Origin of the sequence: Colwellia sp. Bg11-28 (genome assembly GCF_002836245.1) — a bacterium.
Classification (GTDB): domain Bacteria; phylum Pseudomonadota; class Gammaproteobacteria; order Enterobacterales; family Alteromonadaceae; genus Colwellia; species Colwellia psychrerythraea_A.
This window is the reverse complement of the sequence record NZ_PJBA01000004.1, coordinates 299018-317154: the sequence shown is the minus strand read 5'-3', so window position 1 is coordinate 317154 and position 18137 is coordinate 299018. Positions and strand designations below refer to the sequence as shown.

General features: G+C 37.1%; 15 protein-coding genes. 7 read left to right on the top strand and 8 right to left on the bottom strand.

What is annotated here, in order from left to right:
* Positions 1-14 precede the first annotated feature (14 nt).
* The 4 genes from frr to rpsB all read right to left on the bottom strand — a co-directional run bounded on the left by frr (position 15) and on the right by rpsB (position 3616).
* Positions 15-572: a ribosome recycling factor gene (gene frr / locus CXF79_RS05230; protein ID WP_011042392.1), complete on the bottom strand. Its 558-nt coding sequence runs from the start codon at positions 570-572 to the stop codon at positions 15-17.
* A gap of 76 nt (positions 573-648) precedes the next feature.
* Positions 649-1392: a UMP kinase gene (pyrH, locus tag CXF79_RS05225; protein ID WP_011042391.1), complete on the bottom strand. Its 744-nt coding sequence runs from the start codon at positions 1390-1392 to the stop codon at positions 649-651.
* Between the two features lie 512 nt (positions 1393-1904).
* Positions 1905-2753 carry a translation elongation factor Ts gene (gene tsf / locus CXF79_RS05220; protein WP_011042390.1) on the bottom strand — a complete coding sequence of 283 codons (849 nt, stop codon included), beginning with the start codon at positions 2751-2753 and terminating at the stop codon, positions 1905-1907.
* 134 nt (positions 2754-2887) lie between these two features.
* A complete protein-coding gene (rpsB, locus tag CXF79_RS05215) occupies positions 2888-3616 on the bottom strand; it encodes a 30S ribosomal protein S2 (RefSeq protein WP_011042389.1) in 729 nt (242 codons plus the stop codon).
* 671 nt (positions 3617-4287) lie between these two features.
* Here rpsB and CXF79_RS05210 point away from each other — a divergent pair.
* The 7 genes from CXF79_RS05210 (at position 4288) to serA (ending at position 12974) form a co-directional block, all read left to right on the top strand.
* Positions 4288-4908, top strand: a complete 621-nt coding sequence (locus CXF79_RS05210) for a hypothetical protein (RefSeq protein WP_101154228.1) — start codon at positions 4288-4290, stop codon at positions 4906-4908.
* A gap of 285 nt (positions 4909-5193) precedes the next feature.
* Entirely contained in the window at positions 5194-5982 is a 789-nt protein-coding gene (gene map, locus CXF79_RS05205) for a type I methionyl aminopeptidase (RefSeq protein ID WP_101154227.1), read from the top strand.
* A 108-nt stretch (positions 5983-6090) separates the two neighbouring features.
* Positions 6091-8727: a [protein-PII] uridylyltransferase gene (gene glnD / locus CXF79_RS05200; protein ID WP_011042385.1), complete on the top strand. Its 2637-nt coding sequence runs from the start codon at positions 6091-6093 to the stop codon at positions 8725-8727.
* A gap of 63 nt (positions 8728-8790) precedes the next feature.
* Entirely contained in the window at positions 8791-9630 is an 840-nt protein-coding gene (gene dapD / locus CXF79_RS05195; RefSeq protein ID WP_011042384.1) for a 2,3,4,5-tetrahydropyridine-2,6-dicarboxylate N-succinyltransferase, read from the top strand.
* 262 nt (positions 9631-9892) lie between these two features.
* A complete protein-coding gene (locus CXF79_RS05190) occupies positions 9893-10297 on the top strand; it encodes a hypothetical protein (protein WP_101154226.1) in 405 nt (134 codons plus the stop codon).
* 585 nt (positions 10298-10882) lie between these two features.
* On the top strand, positions 10883-11539 hold the full coding sequence (rpiA, locus tag CXF79_RS05185) for a ribose-5-phosphate isomerase RpiA (RefSeq protein WP_011042381.1): 657 nt from the start codon (positions 10883-10885) through the stop codon (positions 11537-11539).
* 181 nt (positions 11540-11720) lie between these two features.
* Positions 11721-12974, top strand: coding sequence for a phosphoglycerate dehydrogenase (gene serA, locus CXF79_RS05180; protein ID WP_101154225.1), 1254 nt, complete (start codon positions 11721-11723; stop codon positions 12972-12974).
* Between the two features lie 514 nt (positions 12975-13488).
* Here serA and CXF79_RS05175 read toward each other — a convergent pair.
* From CXF79_RS05175 to dbpA, 4 genes are all read right to left on the bottom strand, one after another.
* Positions 13489-14289, bottom strand: a complete 801-nt coding sequence (locus CXF79_RS05175; protein WP_011042379.1) for a tRNA-uridine aminocarboxypropyltransferase — start codon at positions 14287-14289, stop codon at positions 13489-13491.
* Positions 14290-14391: 102 nt separating this feature from the next.
* Entirely contained in the window at positions 14392-15231 is an 840-nt protein-coding gene (locus CXF79_RS05170; protein ID WP_011042378.1) for a DUF2884 family protein, read from the bottom strand.
* A gap of 283 nt (positions 15232-15514) precedes the next feature.
* Complete coding sequence (gene zapE, locus CXF79_RS05165) at positions 15515-16627, bottom strand: cell division protein ZapE (RefSeq protein WP_101154224.1); 1113 nt, start codon at positions 16625-16627, stop codon at positions 15515-15517.
* A 20-nt stretch (positions 16628-16647) separates the two neighbouring features.
* Entirely contained in the window at positions 16648-18054 is a 1407-nt protein-coding gene (gene dbpA, locus CXF79_RS05160) for an ATP-dependent RNA helicase DbpA (RefSeq protein ID WP_101154223.1), read from the bottom strand.
* Positions 18055-18137: the final 83 nt, after the last annotated feature.

The following is an 18137-nucleotide window of genomic DNA, read 5'->3' as shown; positions in this document are numbered from 1 at the left end:
TGTAATAAACGAACTTATATTTCCATTAGTTCCGCTTCTTTTTTCACAAGCACTTCATCCACTTGCTTCACAAATACATCTGTTATCTTTTGAATTGAATCTTCAGCTTGGTGGTGATCATCTTCACTGATTTCTTTTTCTTTTAACAAGCTTTTAAAATCAGAGTTCGCATCACGACGAATATTACGAATAGCAACTTTTCCGCCTTCAGCTTCACCACGAACAACTTTAACAAGGTCTTTACGACGCTCTTCTGTAAGCGGTGGTAATGGAATGCGAATTAACGTGCCATTTGATTGCGGGTTCAAGCCTAAATCAGATTTCATAATAGCTTTTTCAACAGCTGAAATCATACTTTTATCAAAAACTGTAATCGAAAGATTTCGTGCGTCTGGCACTGAAACATTACCGACTTGGTTTAATGGAGTATCCATACCATAATATTCAACAACAATATTATCTAATAATGAGGCATGAGCACGACCAGTTCTGATTTTAGTCAAGCTAGTTTTTAAAGCTTCAATGCTTTTACCCATACGGTCTTGAGCATCTTCAATTATTTCATCTATCACGATAATTTCCTAAATATTAATAAGTTAACTTAAGTCAGGCTTTAAACATCCTGACTTACTCACCCTTAGTTTTGACTTAAGTTTCAGTACGTTTCTTGTGTGAAATCACTGTGCCTTCAGTATTACCCATGATGACAGATTTCAAAGCACCTGGCTTATTCATATTAAACACACGAATAGGGATGTTGTGATCTCGTGCTAAAGTAAAGGCAGCTAAGTCCATTACTTTTAATTCTTTATCAAGCACTTCATCATAACTTAGTTCGCTATAAAGTTCGGCTTCTGGGTTCTTGGCAGGATCTTCTGAGTATACACCGTCAACTTTAGTCGCTTTTAACACGGCATCAGCTTCAATTTCGATACCACGTAAACACGCGGCTGAATCTGTGGTGAAAAATGGATTACCTGTTCCTGCTGAAAAGATTACCACACGGCCAGACTTTAACAAACTAATAGCATTTGCCCAGTTGTAACGTTCACATACGCCCGCTAAATCTATGGCAGACATCAAACGTGTATTTACAAAGGCACGATGAAGAGCATCACGCATTGCTAAGCCGTTCATTACGGTCGCAAGCATACCCATTTGATCGCCAACAACACGGTTCATACCGGCTTCAGCTAAACCTGCGCCACGAAATAAATTTCCACCGCCGATAACTAGACCTACTTGAATACCCATCTCTACCAGTTCTTTTATTTCTTGAGCCATACGGTCAAGTACTTTTGGATCAATACCAAAACCCTCGTCTCCCATCAGCGCTTCACCACTGAGTTTTAATAGAATTCTTCGGTAAGCAGGTTTTGGATTGGTTGTCATAGGGAGAAATTCCTGTCGCGGTTAAAGTAATAAAATTTAAGCACAAAAAAAGCCGAGGTCAAAAGACCGCGGCTATTTTAATACGTTTAGCTCACACACGATAGTCTAAACTGAAAAAACTCTATTTTTATTATGTAAATATTATGAACAGGTGACTTTTCAAGGTTAAAATCCATTTAACTTAAAGTGATTTTATTCTCGGTATGAGTTTTATAGTATAGTCATTCGATGCAAAAAATAATTAAAGTGGAAAAATTGCGATAAAATGAGCAAAGTGTAGCGTTTTTATTGCTACTTGGCAGGTAAATACATTATCCAACCTTTATACAGTCACTCCACTTTTTGTACTCTGCCCTACCCTTCAACAAATGAACGACTACCAGTGTAATAACGAAAGAATAGCAGACGCTAAATAGTAGGCATAAAAAAACGCCTACCTAGGTAGACGTTTTTTGGTAATTCAAGCTATTTTATTTTGCTAGTAATAAAACTAATCCATCAAATAAAACGAATTAAGCTTTAGCAGCAGCAATTTGTGCTTCAACTTCAGCAGCGAAATCTTCTTCTTTCTTCTCGATACCTTCACCAACTTCTAAACGTACGAAGTTAGAAACAGTGATACCTTTCTCAGTAAGAATTACACCAACAGTTTTCTTAGGTTCCATGATGAAAGCTTGACCAGTTAAAGAAACTTCACCAGTAAACTTCTTCATGCGGCCTGTAACCATCTTCTCAGCGATTTCTTGAGGCTTGCCTTCGTTCATCGCCATTTCGATTTGAATGCGCTTTTCATTGGCAACAACATCAGCTGGAACGTCATCAGGAGTTAAGAACTCAGGCTTGCTTGCAGCAACGTGCATAGCAATGTGCTTAAGTGATTCTGCATCACCTTCACCAGCAACAACAACACCGATAGTAGCGCCATGGCTATAAGATGCTAAATTAGCACCTTCAACGTATTCTACGCGACGAATATTGATGTTTTCACCAATTTTAGTCACAAGCGTAATACGCTTTTCTTCGAATTGTGCTTGAAGCTCTGCGATTGTTACTTTAGAAGCAAGTGCAGCGTCAGCAACTTCGTTAGCAAAACCTAAGAAGTTATCATCTTTTGCTACGAAATCAGTTTGACAGTTAACTTCAACTAAAGCAGCAAGGCCATCAGTAGTTTTAATTAAAATTGCACCTTCAGCAGCTATGTTACCGGCTTTCTTAGCCGCTTTAGCTTGACCGTTCTTACGCATATTTTCAATCGCAAGTTCCATGTCGCCTTCAGCTTCTACTAAAGCATTTTTACAATCCATCATGCCCGCAGCTGTGCGTTCACGAAGTTCTTTAACCATTGCAGCAGTAATTGCCATGAGTTAATTCCTCAGTTTTCTGTTATCCCCATATTTGAATTATCACTAAATCAATTTTGGGCATAAGTATTAAATAAGTTGCCACAAAAGCGTACTTTTGTGGCAATAGAAAATAAACGTATTGTTAACTGAAATTATTCAGCTTCAACAAAACCGTCTTTTTCAGCTTGTACTACGATGTTTTGCTCACGGCCGCTAAGCACAGAGTTAGCAACAGCATCACAATATAAAGTGACAGCACGAATTGCATCATCGTTACCTGGAACAACGTAATCAACGCCATCAGGGTTTGAGTTAGTATCAACAACAGAAATTACTGGGATACCAAGGTTGTTTGCTTCTTTAATAGCAATGTGCTCGTGATCAGCATCAATGATAAATAAAACGTCAGGTAAACCACCCATGTTTTTGATACCACCTAAGCTTTTATCAAGCTTTTCCATTTCACGAGTACGCATTAACGCTTCTTTCTTAGTTAACGCTTCGAAAGTACCGTCAGTGCTTTGAGATTCTAAATCTTTTAAACGTTTGATAGATTGACGAACTGTTTTCCAGTTAGTCAACATACCACCTAACCAGCGGTGGTTAACGTAGAATTGGTCAGACTTAATAGCAGCATCTTTGATTGCATCACTTGCAGCACGTTTAGTACCAACAAATAATACTTTACCTTTTTTCGATGAAACATTGTTTACAAAAGCAAGTGCTTCATTGAACATAGGAACTGTTTGTTCAAGGTTAATGATATGAACTTTATCGCGAGCACCAAAAATGAATTGCTTCATTTTAGGATTCCAGTAACGAGTTTTGTGACCGAAGTGAACACCTGCTTTAAGCATATCGCGCATTGAAACGTTTGACATTTTTCTTTTCCTTTATGGGGTTAAGCGTTCATACACCCAATATACACGACTCCTTTGTTTCGACTTTATAGTCAAAAGCTGAGCACCCCGGTATACCTTTAATAGATGTATGTGAGTTTATAATAATGACTTAATAAGCCAAAAAACTAACAAGTTTCTTGATCGAATAGTCGATTTAAATTGTCACTTAACCAAGCTAAACTATTTATTGTCGTTTATAAAAAAGACAACTCAGATTAACTAAAAATTAAGCGCCGCATTTTATACCATAAAAAGGATCCTTTAGCGAGGTAAAAATCATTTGTCATCAAATGTCGATTTATAGTGGGATAATCGGACAAGGCGAGTTAAAATCATCAGATATATACCCGTTTCACTTAAAGATGCATGATTCAGCTGGCATTAGAAACGCCTTTAGGCAAGACATTGATTGAAGGGAATAGTTATTCTATTGTCGACATCAATAACGCAGCATAAAGCGTTTCTAAACCAGCCCCTTGGGGAAGGCTGAGCAAATCACACTCTGCGTTACATTTCTTTTTAAGGGAATGACCCTTAATAAAAAAATGTGCCTTGATTATGAATCGCTCAGACTTCCTGGAACGAGCATCTTCAAGTGAAGCGGGTATAGATATATTTAATTAAAATCATCAACTTTTGTAGAGTAAATAATGGCAGCAGAATTATTTTTCATTTATGACAGTCACTGTCCGTGGAGTTATGCAGCAACTCCCTTAGTGAATGCGGTAAACCAAGCGTTACCAGAAGTGGCTTTGAACTTATGGCATTGTGCCTACTTTTCAGATGCCGACGGCGAGAATATAATAACTAAGCAACAAATAGCTCAAGTTAAAGAATTATCTTCTGTTAATTTTTCACCTGATTATATGAGTAAGTTGTCACAAGGAAAAGATTCTACCTTATGCGCAAATCTCATGACTTGGGCTGTAGGTAAAACACCACAGCAAGCATTAGGATTATTAAACGCTCTACAAACGGCACACTTCTCAGCGGGTAATGACTTAAGTGAGCCAGCAGATTTGAGCGACATCATTGATGAGTTCAAATTATCTGTACCAGCAAAAGTGATTAATAAAACCAAGTTAACCACTGATGCTGCAGCACAAGTACATGAAATTTATGCACTTCAAGATATAATAGGAACTCAAGCTATTCCTGCATTATTATTAGCTATAGATGATGAACTCATCCTACTTAATCACAATTTTTACTTAGAAGATCCTAATGCCATCATTGATGCGATAAAATTAGAGTTAAATAAGTACAGTTAACTTGCTATCTTATTAGCACGTTGCTCATCGATATCGATGAAACCATACCAATGACGTTAATTATGGGTTATAGCTTTCATTGTAAATAAGCAATGATGATAAATCTTCAAAAGCAAGGCGCTTGATTGAGTAATAGCTGACTATTACAATTGAAAGCAACAAGGTTATTGATATTTAGACCACTTACAAATGGTCATTTAGTTAGTGTTATTGGTATTAAAATTAATTGAAAGCTCAGTCGCAAGTAATACTGTGGCTAGCGCAAACTAAAAGAGATTGAACAAGATGGCCATCACCATAAAAAGCCAAGACGAAATAGCCAAAATGCGAATTGCTGGACAATTAGCTGCTGACGTTTTAGAAATGATCGCTCCGCATGTAAAAGCGGGGATTAGCACTGATGAACTTAATACCTTATGTGCCGATTACACAGAAAATGTTCAACATGCTATATCTGCACCACTGAACTATCATCACTTCCCTAAGTCTATTTGTACTTCTGTTAACCATGTTGTTTGCCACGGTATTCCTGATGCAACTGTGTTAGCCGACGGCGATATTATTAATATTGACATCACCGTAATTAAAGATGGTTATCATGGTGATACTAGTAAAATGTTTGTTATTGGTGAGCCCTCCGCTGAAGATAATCGCCTCTGTCGTATTACGCAAGAATCACTTTATTTAGCACTCAAGAAAGTTAAACCAGGCGCCACGTTTGGTGAAATTGGCGCAACTATTCAAAAGTTCATTAAAAAATCAGGTCGTTATTCTATTGTTAAAGATTATTGTGGTCATGGTATCGGTAAAGAGTTTCATGAAGAACCACAAATTATGCACTATAAAAATAATGACAAAACTAAAATGGAAGTAGGCATGTGTTTCACCATTGAGCCTATGGTTAACTTAGGCCGCGCAGGTACTACTTTAGACAAAACTGATAACTGGACTGTTTATACAGCCGATGGTAAAAGATCTGCTCAATGGGAACACACCATTGTAGTAACTAAAACCGGTTGTGAGATTTTAACATTGCGTGAAGAAGAAACGATTGCGCGTATATTACATAATTAGTATCGATATCCGTTAACATTCAAAGTGCGGGAACCATGCATATTGATTGATAATGGGTACAATATATTAAAAACTACAGATTAATCGCTATAGATAAAAGGTAAGCTCTTGACTAGTCATCCCGTATCCGTACATATAGTTCCGTCACACTTTATTAATCAGCTGGCTATTAGTGCTGACTTTTTATCTACTCGAGACATCTGTCAATTAAGCCAATCATTTAATACTTGGTTAAAAGACGTTTTTATTGAAAACGATATAAACGACTTATTATCTGCACGAGCTGTTTTTGTAGATGCTATTTTAAAGAAGCTTTGGTGCCAGCACCATCTTGATGAATTTCAAATCACCCTGATTGCTGTTGGTGGCTATGGTCGCGGGGAGTTACATCCCCAATCTGACGTTGATATATTATTATTAACCCAAGAAGAAGTAGACCTAGAACTTGAAGAAAAAATATCAAGCTTCATTACCCAGCTTTGGGATATAAAACTTGATATTGGTCACAGTGTTCGTTCTATTAAAGAGTGTTTAAAACAAGCGGTAAAAGAAGTAACCGTTGCGACTAATTTAATGGAAATGCGACAGGTTGCCGGTAATGAAACGCTTACCCAACAATTAACGCCTCTGTTAAGTGAAGACGTTTTTTGGACCTCTGAGAAATTCTTTATTGCCAAATGTAAAGAACAAGAAGCAAGACATCAGCAATACCGAGGGGCAGCATATACCCTTGAACCAAACTTAAAAGCAAACCCCGGTGGTTTACGTGATATTCAAACTATCGCTTGGGTGGCTAAACGTCACTTTTCAGCCGACTCCTTAGAAGAACTGGTTGAACACGACTACCTCTACCCAAATGAATTTTTTGAGCTATTAGAATCACAAGATTATCTATGGCGCATGCGTTTTGCACTGCACTTCGTTGCTGGCCGTAGCGAAAATCGCCTTTTGTTTGACTATCAAGCTGATGTTGCGAAAATGATGGGCTTTGGTGACGAAGGTAAGGCCCCTGTAGAACGAATGATGAAACGTTTTTTTCGTATCATTGCACGGGTTACTGAATTAAATACCATGCTGTTACAGCATTTTGAACAAGCTATCATTAAGAAACCCGAGCTAAGTAATATTAGTATTATTAACCAAGATTTTGAGCTGGTTGATAAATTAATCAATACCAGAAATGATCGCATATTTATGCGACCAGTCAAAATGATTGAAATGTTTTTGATTATTGCGCAAGAACCCGGCATTAAAGGTATACACTCGCACACCATGAGGTTAATGCGTAATGCACGTAGACGATTAATTTCCGGATTAATCGATTATGCAGAATGTCGCCGAATGTTTATGGCTATTATTCGTCATCCACGTGGTTTGGGTTTAGCATTAACTTTGATGCACAGACATAGCATACTAAGCTCATATTTACCGCTGTGGCGAAATATCGCGGGGCAAATGCAATTTGACCTATTCCATGCATACTCAGTGGATGAACATAGCTACCGAGTCATTAAGAATTTACACCAATTCAGTCAAAAAGAGCATAATCATAAATTTCCGTTATGTAGTAAAATAGTACAAAAAATTCGTAAACCGGAAGTCCTTTACCTTGCTGGATTTTTCCATGATATTGGCAAAGGTCGTGGTGGTGACCATGCTAAATTAGGGGCTGTTGATGCCTTAACTTTTTGCTTGTCACATCAATTAAGCAAACACGACAGTAATATGGTGGCATGGCTTGTTGAGCATCATTTATTAATGTCTGTTACTGCTCAGCGTCGTGATATCAATGACGAGAATGTCATTCGTACTTTTGGTGAAATAGTTCGAGATGAAGCACATTTAAATTACCTCTATTGTTTAACCGTTGCTGATATGCGCGGAACCAACGAAAGTCTTTGGAATAACTGGAAAGCAAACTTGCTTGAAGAGCTTTATTTTAATACCTTAAGTGCATTCCGACATGGTTTAGAAAAACCGGTAGAAGTTCGTTCTAAAATTAGAGAAAATCAACAACAAGCCTTGGCTTTGTTAAACGAAAATAATGTTGATGAGCAAAGTATTAAAGCCTTATGGCGTGAATTTAGAATTGACTATTTTTTACGTTATTCACCTGAGCAAATAGCCCGACAATGTCAGAACATTGTCGAGCACGATAGAGAAAAACCACTGGTACTCATTAGCCCGATACCTTATAGAGGTGGCACGGAAGTATTTATTTTCACAAAAGAAAAAAACAACACCTTTGCCAGTACAGTTTCATTTTTGGTAACAAAAAAATTATCGATTCATGATGCAAAAATTATCACAACTAAAACTGGCTATACAGTAAATACGTTTGTCGTGCTCGACAGTCGTAATAAACCTTTAAGAGAACGTTTCTATACCAAAGAAATGAGTCAAGCGTTGGTTGATAGATTACAGCAAGTGAATATCTGCGAGCTTCCTGAACCAAAGCTAGCGAGACACATGAAAAAATTTAAAGTGCCGCTACGCGTTAACTTTATTAAAATACATGCAAAAAATCGAACAATGATAGAGATTATAGCCTTAGATAGACCCGGTTTATTGTCCAACATTAGTCAAGTATTTTTAGAAGCACGGGTTAATATCCACTCAGCCAAAATAACAACCTTTGGTGAAAAAGCTGATGATGTATTCACTATTTCAACCGAAGAAGATGATGCGCTAACCACTCAAGAAAAAGAGGCCTTAGCACTGCGATTAACGCAAGAGATTGATTAACTAACTTACAGCCCTATATCATACAAATAAATAACACTAATAAATTTCAAATAGGAAAGCCTAATGACAGATTTAAAACACTTAGCTAGTGTAATTGAACAAGCCTTTGAAGAAAGAGCCAGTATTTCTCCTGCAACCGTTTCAAGTGAGATTAAAAACGCAGTGCTTGATGCGTTAGCCGCATTAAATAACGGCAGTGCACGCGTAGCAGAAAAAGTAGATGGCAGCTGGCATGTAAACCAATGGCTTAAAAAAGCGGTATTACTTTCTTTTCGTATATGGGATAACCAAGTAATTGATGGTGCAGAAAGTACTTTTTTTGATAAAGTACCGATGAAGTATGAAGGTTATACGCAAGCAATGTTTGAAGCTGACGGTGTTCGTGTAGTCCCTGGCGCAAGTGTTCGTACTGGTAGTTTTATTGGTAAAAATGTTGTGGTAATGCCGAGTTTTGTCAATATTGGCGCTTTTGTCGATGAAGGCTGCATGGTAGATGCTTGGGCAACAGTGGGATCTTGTGCACAAATTGGTAAAAATGTGCATTTATCTGGCGGTGTCGGTATTGGTGGAGTGTTGGAGCCTTTACAAGCTGGACCAACCATCATTGAAGATAATTGTTTTATTGGCGCACGTTCAGAAATCGTTGAAGGCGTTATAGTAGAAGAAGGTGCAGTAATTTCTATGGGCGTCTATATCGGCCAAAGCACTCGTATTTTTGACCGTGAAACAGGTGAGGTACATTATGGACGAGTACCTGCTGGCTCAGTGGTAGTGCCAGGTAATTTACCTTCAGCTTGTGGTACATACAGTTTATATGCTGCAATTATCGTGAAGAAAGTTGACGCAAAAACGCTAGCTAAAGTTGGTATCAACGAATTATTACGCGCAGTATCAGAAGAGTAATAATTAAAAAAATGAATAGCTAAAAATTTGACGCTATTTAATATAATCAAGCTCGTTCAATACTTATTACTAATAAATAAGCATTAAACGAGCTTTTTTATGAACTAAATAAAAATAACTAAAATATTATAGCTACATTTTAGTTAATATTTTCATAGTATTATAATTTATAACCCTCCCTTATTTATAAAACTTAACTTTCTGGTATAACACTTGCTGTATTGATAATAATTCAATCGCATTATTTATCATTAGGTTTGTTATGAAAGTATTTAAAATAGCAGTCTGCTTACTTTGTTTTCTGGTACTCGGCGCTTGTTCTAATACCGCGCAAGTAGAGCCAAGCAGTGAAAATAACCACTACTTTGCTAAAGAATTTAGCCATAATGAATTTATCACTTACCAAAAAGATTCTGTTAAGAAGTCAGCATCATCAGATCACGAGTTAATGCTTTCATTGCTAAACAGACCCATGCCTGAAGATCAGCGAATGATGTTAGCCTTTGCTCAACGTCAAGCGAATTACTTTCCTGATAGCACTATTATTGGTGTGCAAATAAAGGGTGATAAAAAAAATCGAAATATAAGTACGAGAACAAGATCACAATATGCGCAGACTATTGCCCAGGATATCAATGCAGTGACCATTAGCACTTTGCCAAAGTAACACTATTGACGGTAATTATGCCTTCGTATTATTTGAATCTAAGTTTAACTAAATTAGCTTATAAACAATTAAATACTGTTCACCTTTGATCTTTATTTCTCACCCTAACCACAACGAATAAACCTACTCATTATTGCCTATAACGATTCCTCATAAAATTTCTAAAACAAACCGTCATAGTTGTAACTAACCTTTAACTATCAGAATATTTTAGTGTTATAATTGCCTTTTATAGCCTTTAATACCAATCGAACTAATTTATTGATCACTTAGCGAGAATTAAAAGGCTTAGAGGCAAGGCATTGATTGAAGAGAATGGTTATTCCCTTGTCAAAATTAATAACGCCGCATGTAAGCCTTTTAAACTCGCCCTTTGGGAGCTCATTAGCAAACTGATAACATTACAAAATGAATGAAATATAGACTAACTATGTTTAACTCATTTTACTTGTTTTAAGCTCGCTAACGTAACTCTAAGCTGACCAATAAATTAGTCCGTTTGGTATAAGGCTTATTGGCACTCACTTTACTATTACCCACTTATATCCAGTTAAACGATAATAGTTTGGTAACAAGGCATATAACATGACTCAAGATGAAATGAAAAACGCAGCCGCCATTAAGGCATTAGAATTCATTGAAAATGATACTATCGTCGGTGTTGGCACTGGCTCAACAGTTAACTTTTTCATTGAAGCTCTAGCCTCTATGAAAGATAAAATAGCAGGTGCTGTTTCTAGCTCAGAAGAGTCAACTAAGCGGTTAAAAGCACACGGTATTGAGGTATTTGATTTAAACAGTGTTGATGTTTTAGATGTATACGTTGACGGTGCCGATGAAATCACTCGTCATATGTCGATGATCAAAGGCGGTGGCGCAGCATTAACCCGTGAAAAAATCGTGGCGGCAGTCGCCAAGAAATTTATTTGCATTGCCGACGATTCCAAACAAGTAAAAGTATTGGGTAACTTTCCTTTACCTGTTGAAGTAATACCTATGGCGCGGAGTTATGTCGCACGTGAATTAGTTAAATTAGGTGGCGACCCAGTTTACCGTCAAGGTGTGACCACAGATAATGGCAACGTTATCCTTGATGTGTACAATCTCGAAATTCTTGATCCAAAAGCACTAGAAACTCAAATTAACGCTATTGTTGGCGTTGTGACTAATGGTTTGTTTGCACTTCGTGGCGCTGACATATTAGTACTTGGTAGCAAAGATGGAATTCAGGTTATCCAATAATTTGTTAGACACATCTAGTTTTAAGTAAAAAATCAGATTTTCAGCATATTTATTCTATAAAGTGCTCAATAAATCCTTTAGAGTTTATACACTATATGATATGTTAAACCTCTATTTAGATATCTAGCCATCTAAACGAAAGTATATTTAGCCGTTTAATTTTGATAAGTGAAGCCAATTTATGATCATTGCCAACCAAAACTCATTAGCAAAAAGTAAGATTAAAATTTTATTACTTGAAGGCTTGCACCCAAGCTCTCTAGAAGAATTGAAGCTAAAAGGTTATTCAAATATTGAATCACTTAAAACCTCGCTCTCAGAAAGTGAGTTAATTGAAAAAATTGCAAATGTTCACTTTATTGGCATTCGCTCACGTACTCAGTTAACTGAAAAAGTGCTAAGTCATGCGAATAAGTTGGTTGCTATCGGTTGTTTTTGTATTGGCACCAATCAAGTTAATTTAAAAGCAGCTCAAACTCGCGGTATCCCTGTTTTTAATGCTCCATTTTCAAATACTCGTTCAGTTGCTGAGCTTGTTCTTGGTGAAACGTTATTATTACTACGTGGTATTCCTGAGAAAAGTGCAAAAGCTCATCGTGGTGAATGGTTGAAATCAGCGGTTGGTTCAGTAGAAGCCCGTGGCAAAGTATTAGGTATTATTGGTTACGGTCATATTGGCATGCAATTAGGTATTTTAGCTGAAACATTAGGTATGAGAGTACGCTTTTACGACGTAGAAACTAAATTACCTTTAGGTAATGCAAGTCAAGCGCCGTCATTAGATGCATTACTTGGTGAGTCTGACGTAGTGAGCTTACATGTACCTGAAACAGCGCAAACTCAAAATATGATTGCACAAGCTCAATTCGAAGCAATGAAACAAGGCGCTATCTTTATTAATGCTTCTCGAGGAACTGTGGTTGATATCCCTGCTTTAGCACAAGCTTTGGATAGTAAAAAAATTGCAGGGGCTGCAATTGATGTTTTCCCTGTTGAGCCAAAGAGTAATAATGACGAGTTTATCTCAGCGTTACGCGGATTTGATAATGTTATTCTAACGCCACACATTGGTGGTAGTACAAAAGAAGCACAAGCCAATATCGGTTTAGAAGTAGCAACAAAGCTAGCTAAGTATTCTGATAATGGTTCAAGTCTATCTGCGGTTAACTTCCCTGAAGTGTCTTTACCTGATCACTCTTTTCCAGGTCAGAAGAATACCAGCCGTTTATTACATATTCACCATAACCAACCAGGTGTTTTGACTCAAATTAACCAAGCATTTGCTGAACACAATATTAATATTGCAGCACAATACTTACAAACCGATGACAAAATTGGTTATGTGGTTATTGATCTTGATTCAGAAGATAGTAGTTTAGCGTTAGAACAGTTAAAACATGTTGATGGCACCATACGCGCTAGAATATTGCATTAATTATTTAAAGATTTAAAGATTTAAAGATTTAAATCTCCTTTACTTAATAATTTACAACACAAAATAAAGGCCCGTTTATAAAGTTATAAATGGGCCTTTTTGTATGTAAATTTGGTTAACTGCTTCCCCCTAATACATGAGCTAATACTATATTATACCAAACGGATTAATTTATTGGTCAGCTTAGAGTTACATTAGCGAGCTTAAACAAGCAAAATGAGTTAACCTAGTTAGTCTATATTTCATTCATTTTGTGATGTTATCAGTTTGCTAATGAGCTCCCGAAGGGCGAGTTTAAAAGGCTTACATGCGGCGTTATTGATTTTGACAAGGACGCTGCATGGATGCAGCTTATTAGAGAATGCAGGAGCTTATTCTCCTGAATAACCATTCTCTTCAATCAATGCCTTGCCTCTAAGCCTTTTAATTCTCGCTAAGTGATCAATAAATTAGTCCGATTGGTATTAAATTAAGAATATCCCCGTCACCAATCAGTAATCAGTAATCAGAGGCTTTATCGGTATGTCTTTGCTAGAAAACTTTGATAGTTTTCAATGGCATTAACATTACCTTTATTACGTTGACAGACACCTTTTTGATATTGGAAATTGAAAACATCAAACCATAAATCGAGCATGTGAGCATTAGTAGTTTCACCATGCATATCTAATACTCTAGCCGCAACCTCAGCAGTTGAAAATTGATGTTCAAGCTCAGTTTTTCTAACTGTATAACGAGAGTCCTGACCAACTGGGGATAATTGACTATTGTTCTCACTTTGACAATTACCACTGACTGCTTGAATTGCTGTTTTCACGTCAAATGACACCATTGGAAATCTATCTAAATATGGGCTTTTACGAAACATTTTTTTAGCTTCACGCCAACTACCATCAAGCATAATAAATAATGGCCGTTTACCTTCAGGGCAGATAACATTATTAGTGAATACTTTACGTTCATCATCAGCATACTCTTGCGGAAAAACAACGAGAGGAAACCATTTTTCATCATTAATTACCGCTAATAAATCAGGATTTTCTTGCGTTCTTGACCATAAAAAAGCAAAGGTATCCGGAATTAGATCTGCAATAAGTTTACCGGTATTACTCGGTTTTAATACTTCCGTGTCATACATTAATAACAAAAACCCTGCCGTTGTCTCAACGTTCTCCTTAAGGGGGGATATTTCACAAATACAGAATGGCTTAGCAAGTTGACAGAGTTGACAGCGAATTACCCGCTGTCCTCGTGATTTGTAAGTGGTTGTACTTAGGCTTTTACGATATTGGTGTAATTGATGAACAGCGTGCATGTTTGACAAAATATAAGGATAAAAAGACCCAGCAATTATAACAGTGCTAGGTCAGTGTGTTGATCATTATTCTTGGTATTAACTAACGAGACTAATTAATAGTTACTTTGCTGTAGGGTGTGATTCTTCTTCATAATTTTTTTGTGTCACAGTAAAAACATTAATACGAGCAAGAGGCTCTATTTCAACTTTTAATTGCTCTTCTAGTGCATCAACCTCAGCAATACTTATACATAGTGCCTCAGCCTTCTTCTCTATTATCGCAGATCTTGTTGTCATCTCATGTTCGATATTTTCACCAAAACTTTCCATACGTGTTTCAAAGTTTCGATCGTCACCTTCTGAAGCAACCATTTGTTGACCGATGGCAATTAAGATACTGCCCATTGAATTTAGCACGGCTTTTTCAACCGCAGACTCTATACGCTTGTCAAAGTCTTTTCCGAGTAATCCTTCACTTTCTAGACCTTCGACACCAACAGAAACTCCATGTTCAATAGATAGGTTTGTGGATACTTGTTCTCGAATTAACGTTAGCTCTGTCGTTAAATCTGCTGCGACGGCATTACCCTCACCAAGTAGACCATTAAACGCAAGATTTACACCTTCAATAGCCATATCAACACCTTCAATGGCAACATTTTTAACTTGAGGCACTAAGCGTCGTATTTTTTCATCATACTTTTTCACAAGAGCTTGTTGATCATCAGATAAGTCAATATGCTGGTTGTCGACCAAAAGTTTTTTACCTTCAATTATTTTATACAAACTGAGATTTTTCTCATCATTTCCAGCTTCATCTTGCAAAAATTCAATCGAATTAACGTTGATTGAAAGCCCTGCTGACAAATCAACATTGCATGATTTATTGGCGTAAACAGCCGATGATGCAAAAGATACAGTGAGTGCGCTAGCGATTAATGTTGCGTGAAAATAAGTCATTATTTATCCTTAAGATATTTATTATTGTTTGCTGTTGAGTCATTTATTACGATTAATGAACGTTATTAACTAGGATTACTTTTACAAGTAGTAACGATGACCTATATAAGTAACTACAAATTAGTCATCATCAACCTAGTAATTATTAGCATAACTGTTACAAACATAGTGCCAACTTTACTTATCCATATTTATCAATAAGATAAGTATTTACAGCTAATGAATGAGCAGTTGAAAATAAATGATTTAGTCAAATTAGCTAGTTAATCGTATTTTATACAACTTATGAGCTTTGTTGCATTTCAATTAATCGAGACTGACAGCGTTCAAACTCAAAAGCAAGTTGCTGCCCTTGATAAAGTTCAAATATATCAACTTGGGCGCTAACGATTAATTTGACATTTTGATCGTAAAATTCATCAACTAACGCAATAAACCTTCTCGCTTCATCATCAAGCTGCTGTAACTCTCCCATTAAAACGCCACTGCGTTGATAACTGTCCTCAACCCCTGAAAAAACCGCTGGCACTAACTCACCAGAAAACTTAGGGACGTTGGCAATACATACTGTATCGAAGTCTTTCGCTAGTACCATATAATCTCGCTGGCTTCGAGGGCCAGAGCATAAAGCAAAAAAATCAAAGAAAATAACATTAGCACTTTGCGCTAAATAGCAGAGTTGTCTGTGATTAATTTCTATCTCACCAGAAACCAACATTTCTGCATCAGTCAAGCTTTGAAAACGTTCAATTAACTTTTCATTCCCCTCGTTGGCTAATAAAAAATAATTATTATAGCAGCTGTTTTTTGAAAGTTTAGTGCGGCGGTGATCAACGTCACCATTAATAGAAATAATCTGACAATGTTGATTGATTAAGGCAATCGTAGGTAAGAAACGCTCCCTTTGCAACCCATTACGATAAAGCTGCTCAGGTTGACAATTTGAGGTCGCAACAAGGGTCACCCCTTGTTTAAATAGCGCTGAAAATAGACCACTCAGTAACATGGCATCACCAATATCACTCACATAAAACTCATCAAAACATAACAAATCGATGTTTTGTGCCCACTTGGTAGCAATATGGCTAAGGGGCTCAGACTGCCCAGTTAGTTGGGCCAGTTGCTGATGAACACTTTCCATAAAGTGATGGAAATGAATGCGTTTTTTATTTTTAATGGCTAAGTGCTGATAGAATAAATCCATCAGCATAGTTTTCCCTCGACCTACTCTGCCGTGAAAATATAATCCAGGGATATTTTTTTTTAACTTTTCGGGCAAGTGCTGTTGAGCTAACAACTGCTCAGATAACAGTATTAAAGCATCGACAGCATGAGTTTGAGCGGTATCAATATCGAGCTGCTTGTTAGTAAGCAGCTCTTGGTAGGCATGTTTCATTACGTTTTTTAATCTAGTAACTAATTAGTTAAATGGCGAGCATTAAAGGTACGACCTTTCATTTTGCCCTTAGATATTTTTTTCAAGGCTAAGTTCAAAGCCGCTTTAGTAACGGCAACATAGGCCTTATTATCAAGCACTGAAATTTTGCCAACTTGTGAACCTTGCACACCATTATCGCCAGTAAGTGCTCCCAAAATGTCTCCAGCTCTAACTTTTTGCTTTTTACCGCCATCAATTTGAATGGTTGCCATTTTAGCTTGCGGACGTTCATTAGAAAGTACCGCTAATGAAGGCAATGGCTCAGGGGTAATAACAGCTTCAAGGTAGTCTTCTAGTAAGCCAACTTTATAACTTTCTTTGTCACTAAACAGTGAATAAGCGATACCCGTACTGCCTGCTCTACCTGTTCGGCCTATTCTATGCACATGCACTTCACTATCGCGGGCAATGTGATAATTAATAACTAAGTCTAAGCTATCAATATCCAAGCCTCGTGCAGCAACGTCAGTCGCAACAAGAATTGAAGCACTTTTGTTGGCAAAGCGTAATAATGTTTGGTCTCTATCGCGTTGCTCTAAATCGCCGTGTAACGCTAATACGCTAAAACCATCAAAGTGTAAGGCATCAGCGACTTGTTGGGTCTCTTTTTTGGTATTACAAAAAATAGCGGTCGATTCAACTTGATTATCTAGTAACAATAAACGTAACGCGTCTAGGCGATCGTCATCATTACCCACTTTAAAGAATTTTTGACTGATAGTTGATTGGTCTTCACTTGAAGCAATTTTAACCATCACAGGATCTGTCATGATACTTTCGCTAATAGACTTAATTTGGTCAGGAAAGGTAGCACTGAAAAGTAATGTTTGACGATCAAGTGGTGTACGTCCAACAATATTATCAAGTGCGGCTTGGAAGCCCATTTCTAGCATACGGTCAGCTTCATCGAGCACTAATAAGTTTAAGTTATCTAATTGTAAGGTGCCTTTTATAACATGTTCTTCAAGGCGTCCTGGAGTACCAACAATAACATGTGCGCCATGCTCTAAAGAACCAATTTGTGGACCAAAAGGGGTTCCGCCACAAAGTGTCAATATTTTTATATTATGAATACCACGCGCTAGTTTTCTCAACTCTTTCGCGACTTGGTCAGCCAGTTCTCGGGTTGGACAAATAACCATGGATTGAATGCGAAACTTTTTAACTTCTAATTTGTTAAGTAATGCTAAACCAAAAGCAGCCGTTTTACCTGAGCCTGTTTTCGCTTCGCCAATAACATCTTTTCCTTTAAGCAATTCAGGTAAGGTTTTAGCTTGAATAGGTGTCATTTGCTCATAGCCAAGCGACGATAAGTTTTTAACTAAATCCTGTTTTAAGCTCAACGAAGAAAAAGCTAACGATGAAGTAGTTGTATTAGTACTCAAAATAAACGCCTCTGGTTTATAGCGACTTAGTCAAAAACTAAGCCAAAAAATAAGAAAGCTATCAATACAAAGATAAGAAAACT

Bases quoted from the DNA above. Each gene is read 5' to 3' on its own strand.
- CXF79_RS05210 (WP_101154228.1), top strand. From the start codon at position 4,288: ATGGCAGCAGAATTATTTTTCATTTATGACAGTCACTGTCCGTGGAGT.
- zapE (WP_101154224.1), bottom strand. From the start codon at position 16,627: ATGAAACATGCCTACCAAGAGCTGCTTACTAACAAGCAGCTCGATATT.
- CXF79_RS05175 (WP_011042379.1), bottom strand. From the start codon at position 14,289: ATGCACGCTGTTCATCAATTACACCAATATCGTAAAAGCCTAAGTACA.
- serA (WP_101154225.1), top strand. From the start codon at position 11,721: ATGATCATTGCCAACCAAAACTCATTAGCAAAAAGTAAGATTAAAATT.
- rpiA (WP_011042381.1), top strand. From the start codon at position 10,883: ATGACTCAAGATGAAATGAAAAACGCAGCCGCCATTAAGGCATTAGAA.
- tsf (WP_011042390.1), bottom strand. From the start codon at position 2,753: ATGGCAATTACTGCTGCAATGGTTAAAGAACTTCGTGAACGCACAGCT.
- rpsB (WP_011042389.1), bottom strand. From the start codon at position 3,616: ATGTCAAACGTTTCAATGCGCGATATGCTTAAAGCAGGTGTTCACTTC.
- CXF79_RS05190 (WP_101154226.1), top strand. From the start codon at position 9,893: ATGAAAGTATTTAAAATAGCAGTCTGCTTACTTTGTTTTCTGGTACTC.
- pyrH (WP_011042391.1), bottom strand. From the start codon at position 1,392: ATGACAACCAATCCAAAACCTGCTTACCGAAGAATTCTATTAAAACTC.
- CXF79_RS05170 (WP_011042378.1), bottom strand. From the start codon at position 15,231: ATGACTTATTTTCACGCAACATTAATCGCTAGCGCACTCACTGTATCT.
- dapD (WP_011042384.1), top strand. From the start codon at position 8,791: ATGACAGATTTAAAACACTTAGCTAGTGTAATTGAACAAGCCTTTGAA.
- map (WP_101154227.1), top strand. From the start codon at position 5,194: ATGGCCATCACCATAAAAAGCCAAGACGAAATAGCCAAAATGCGAATT.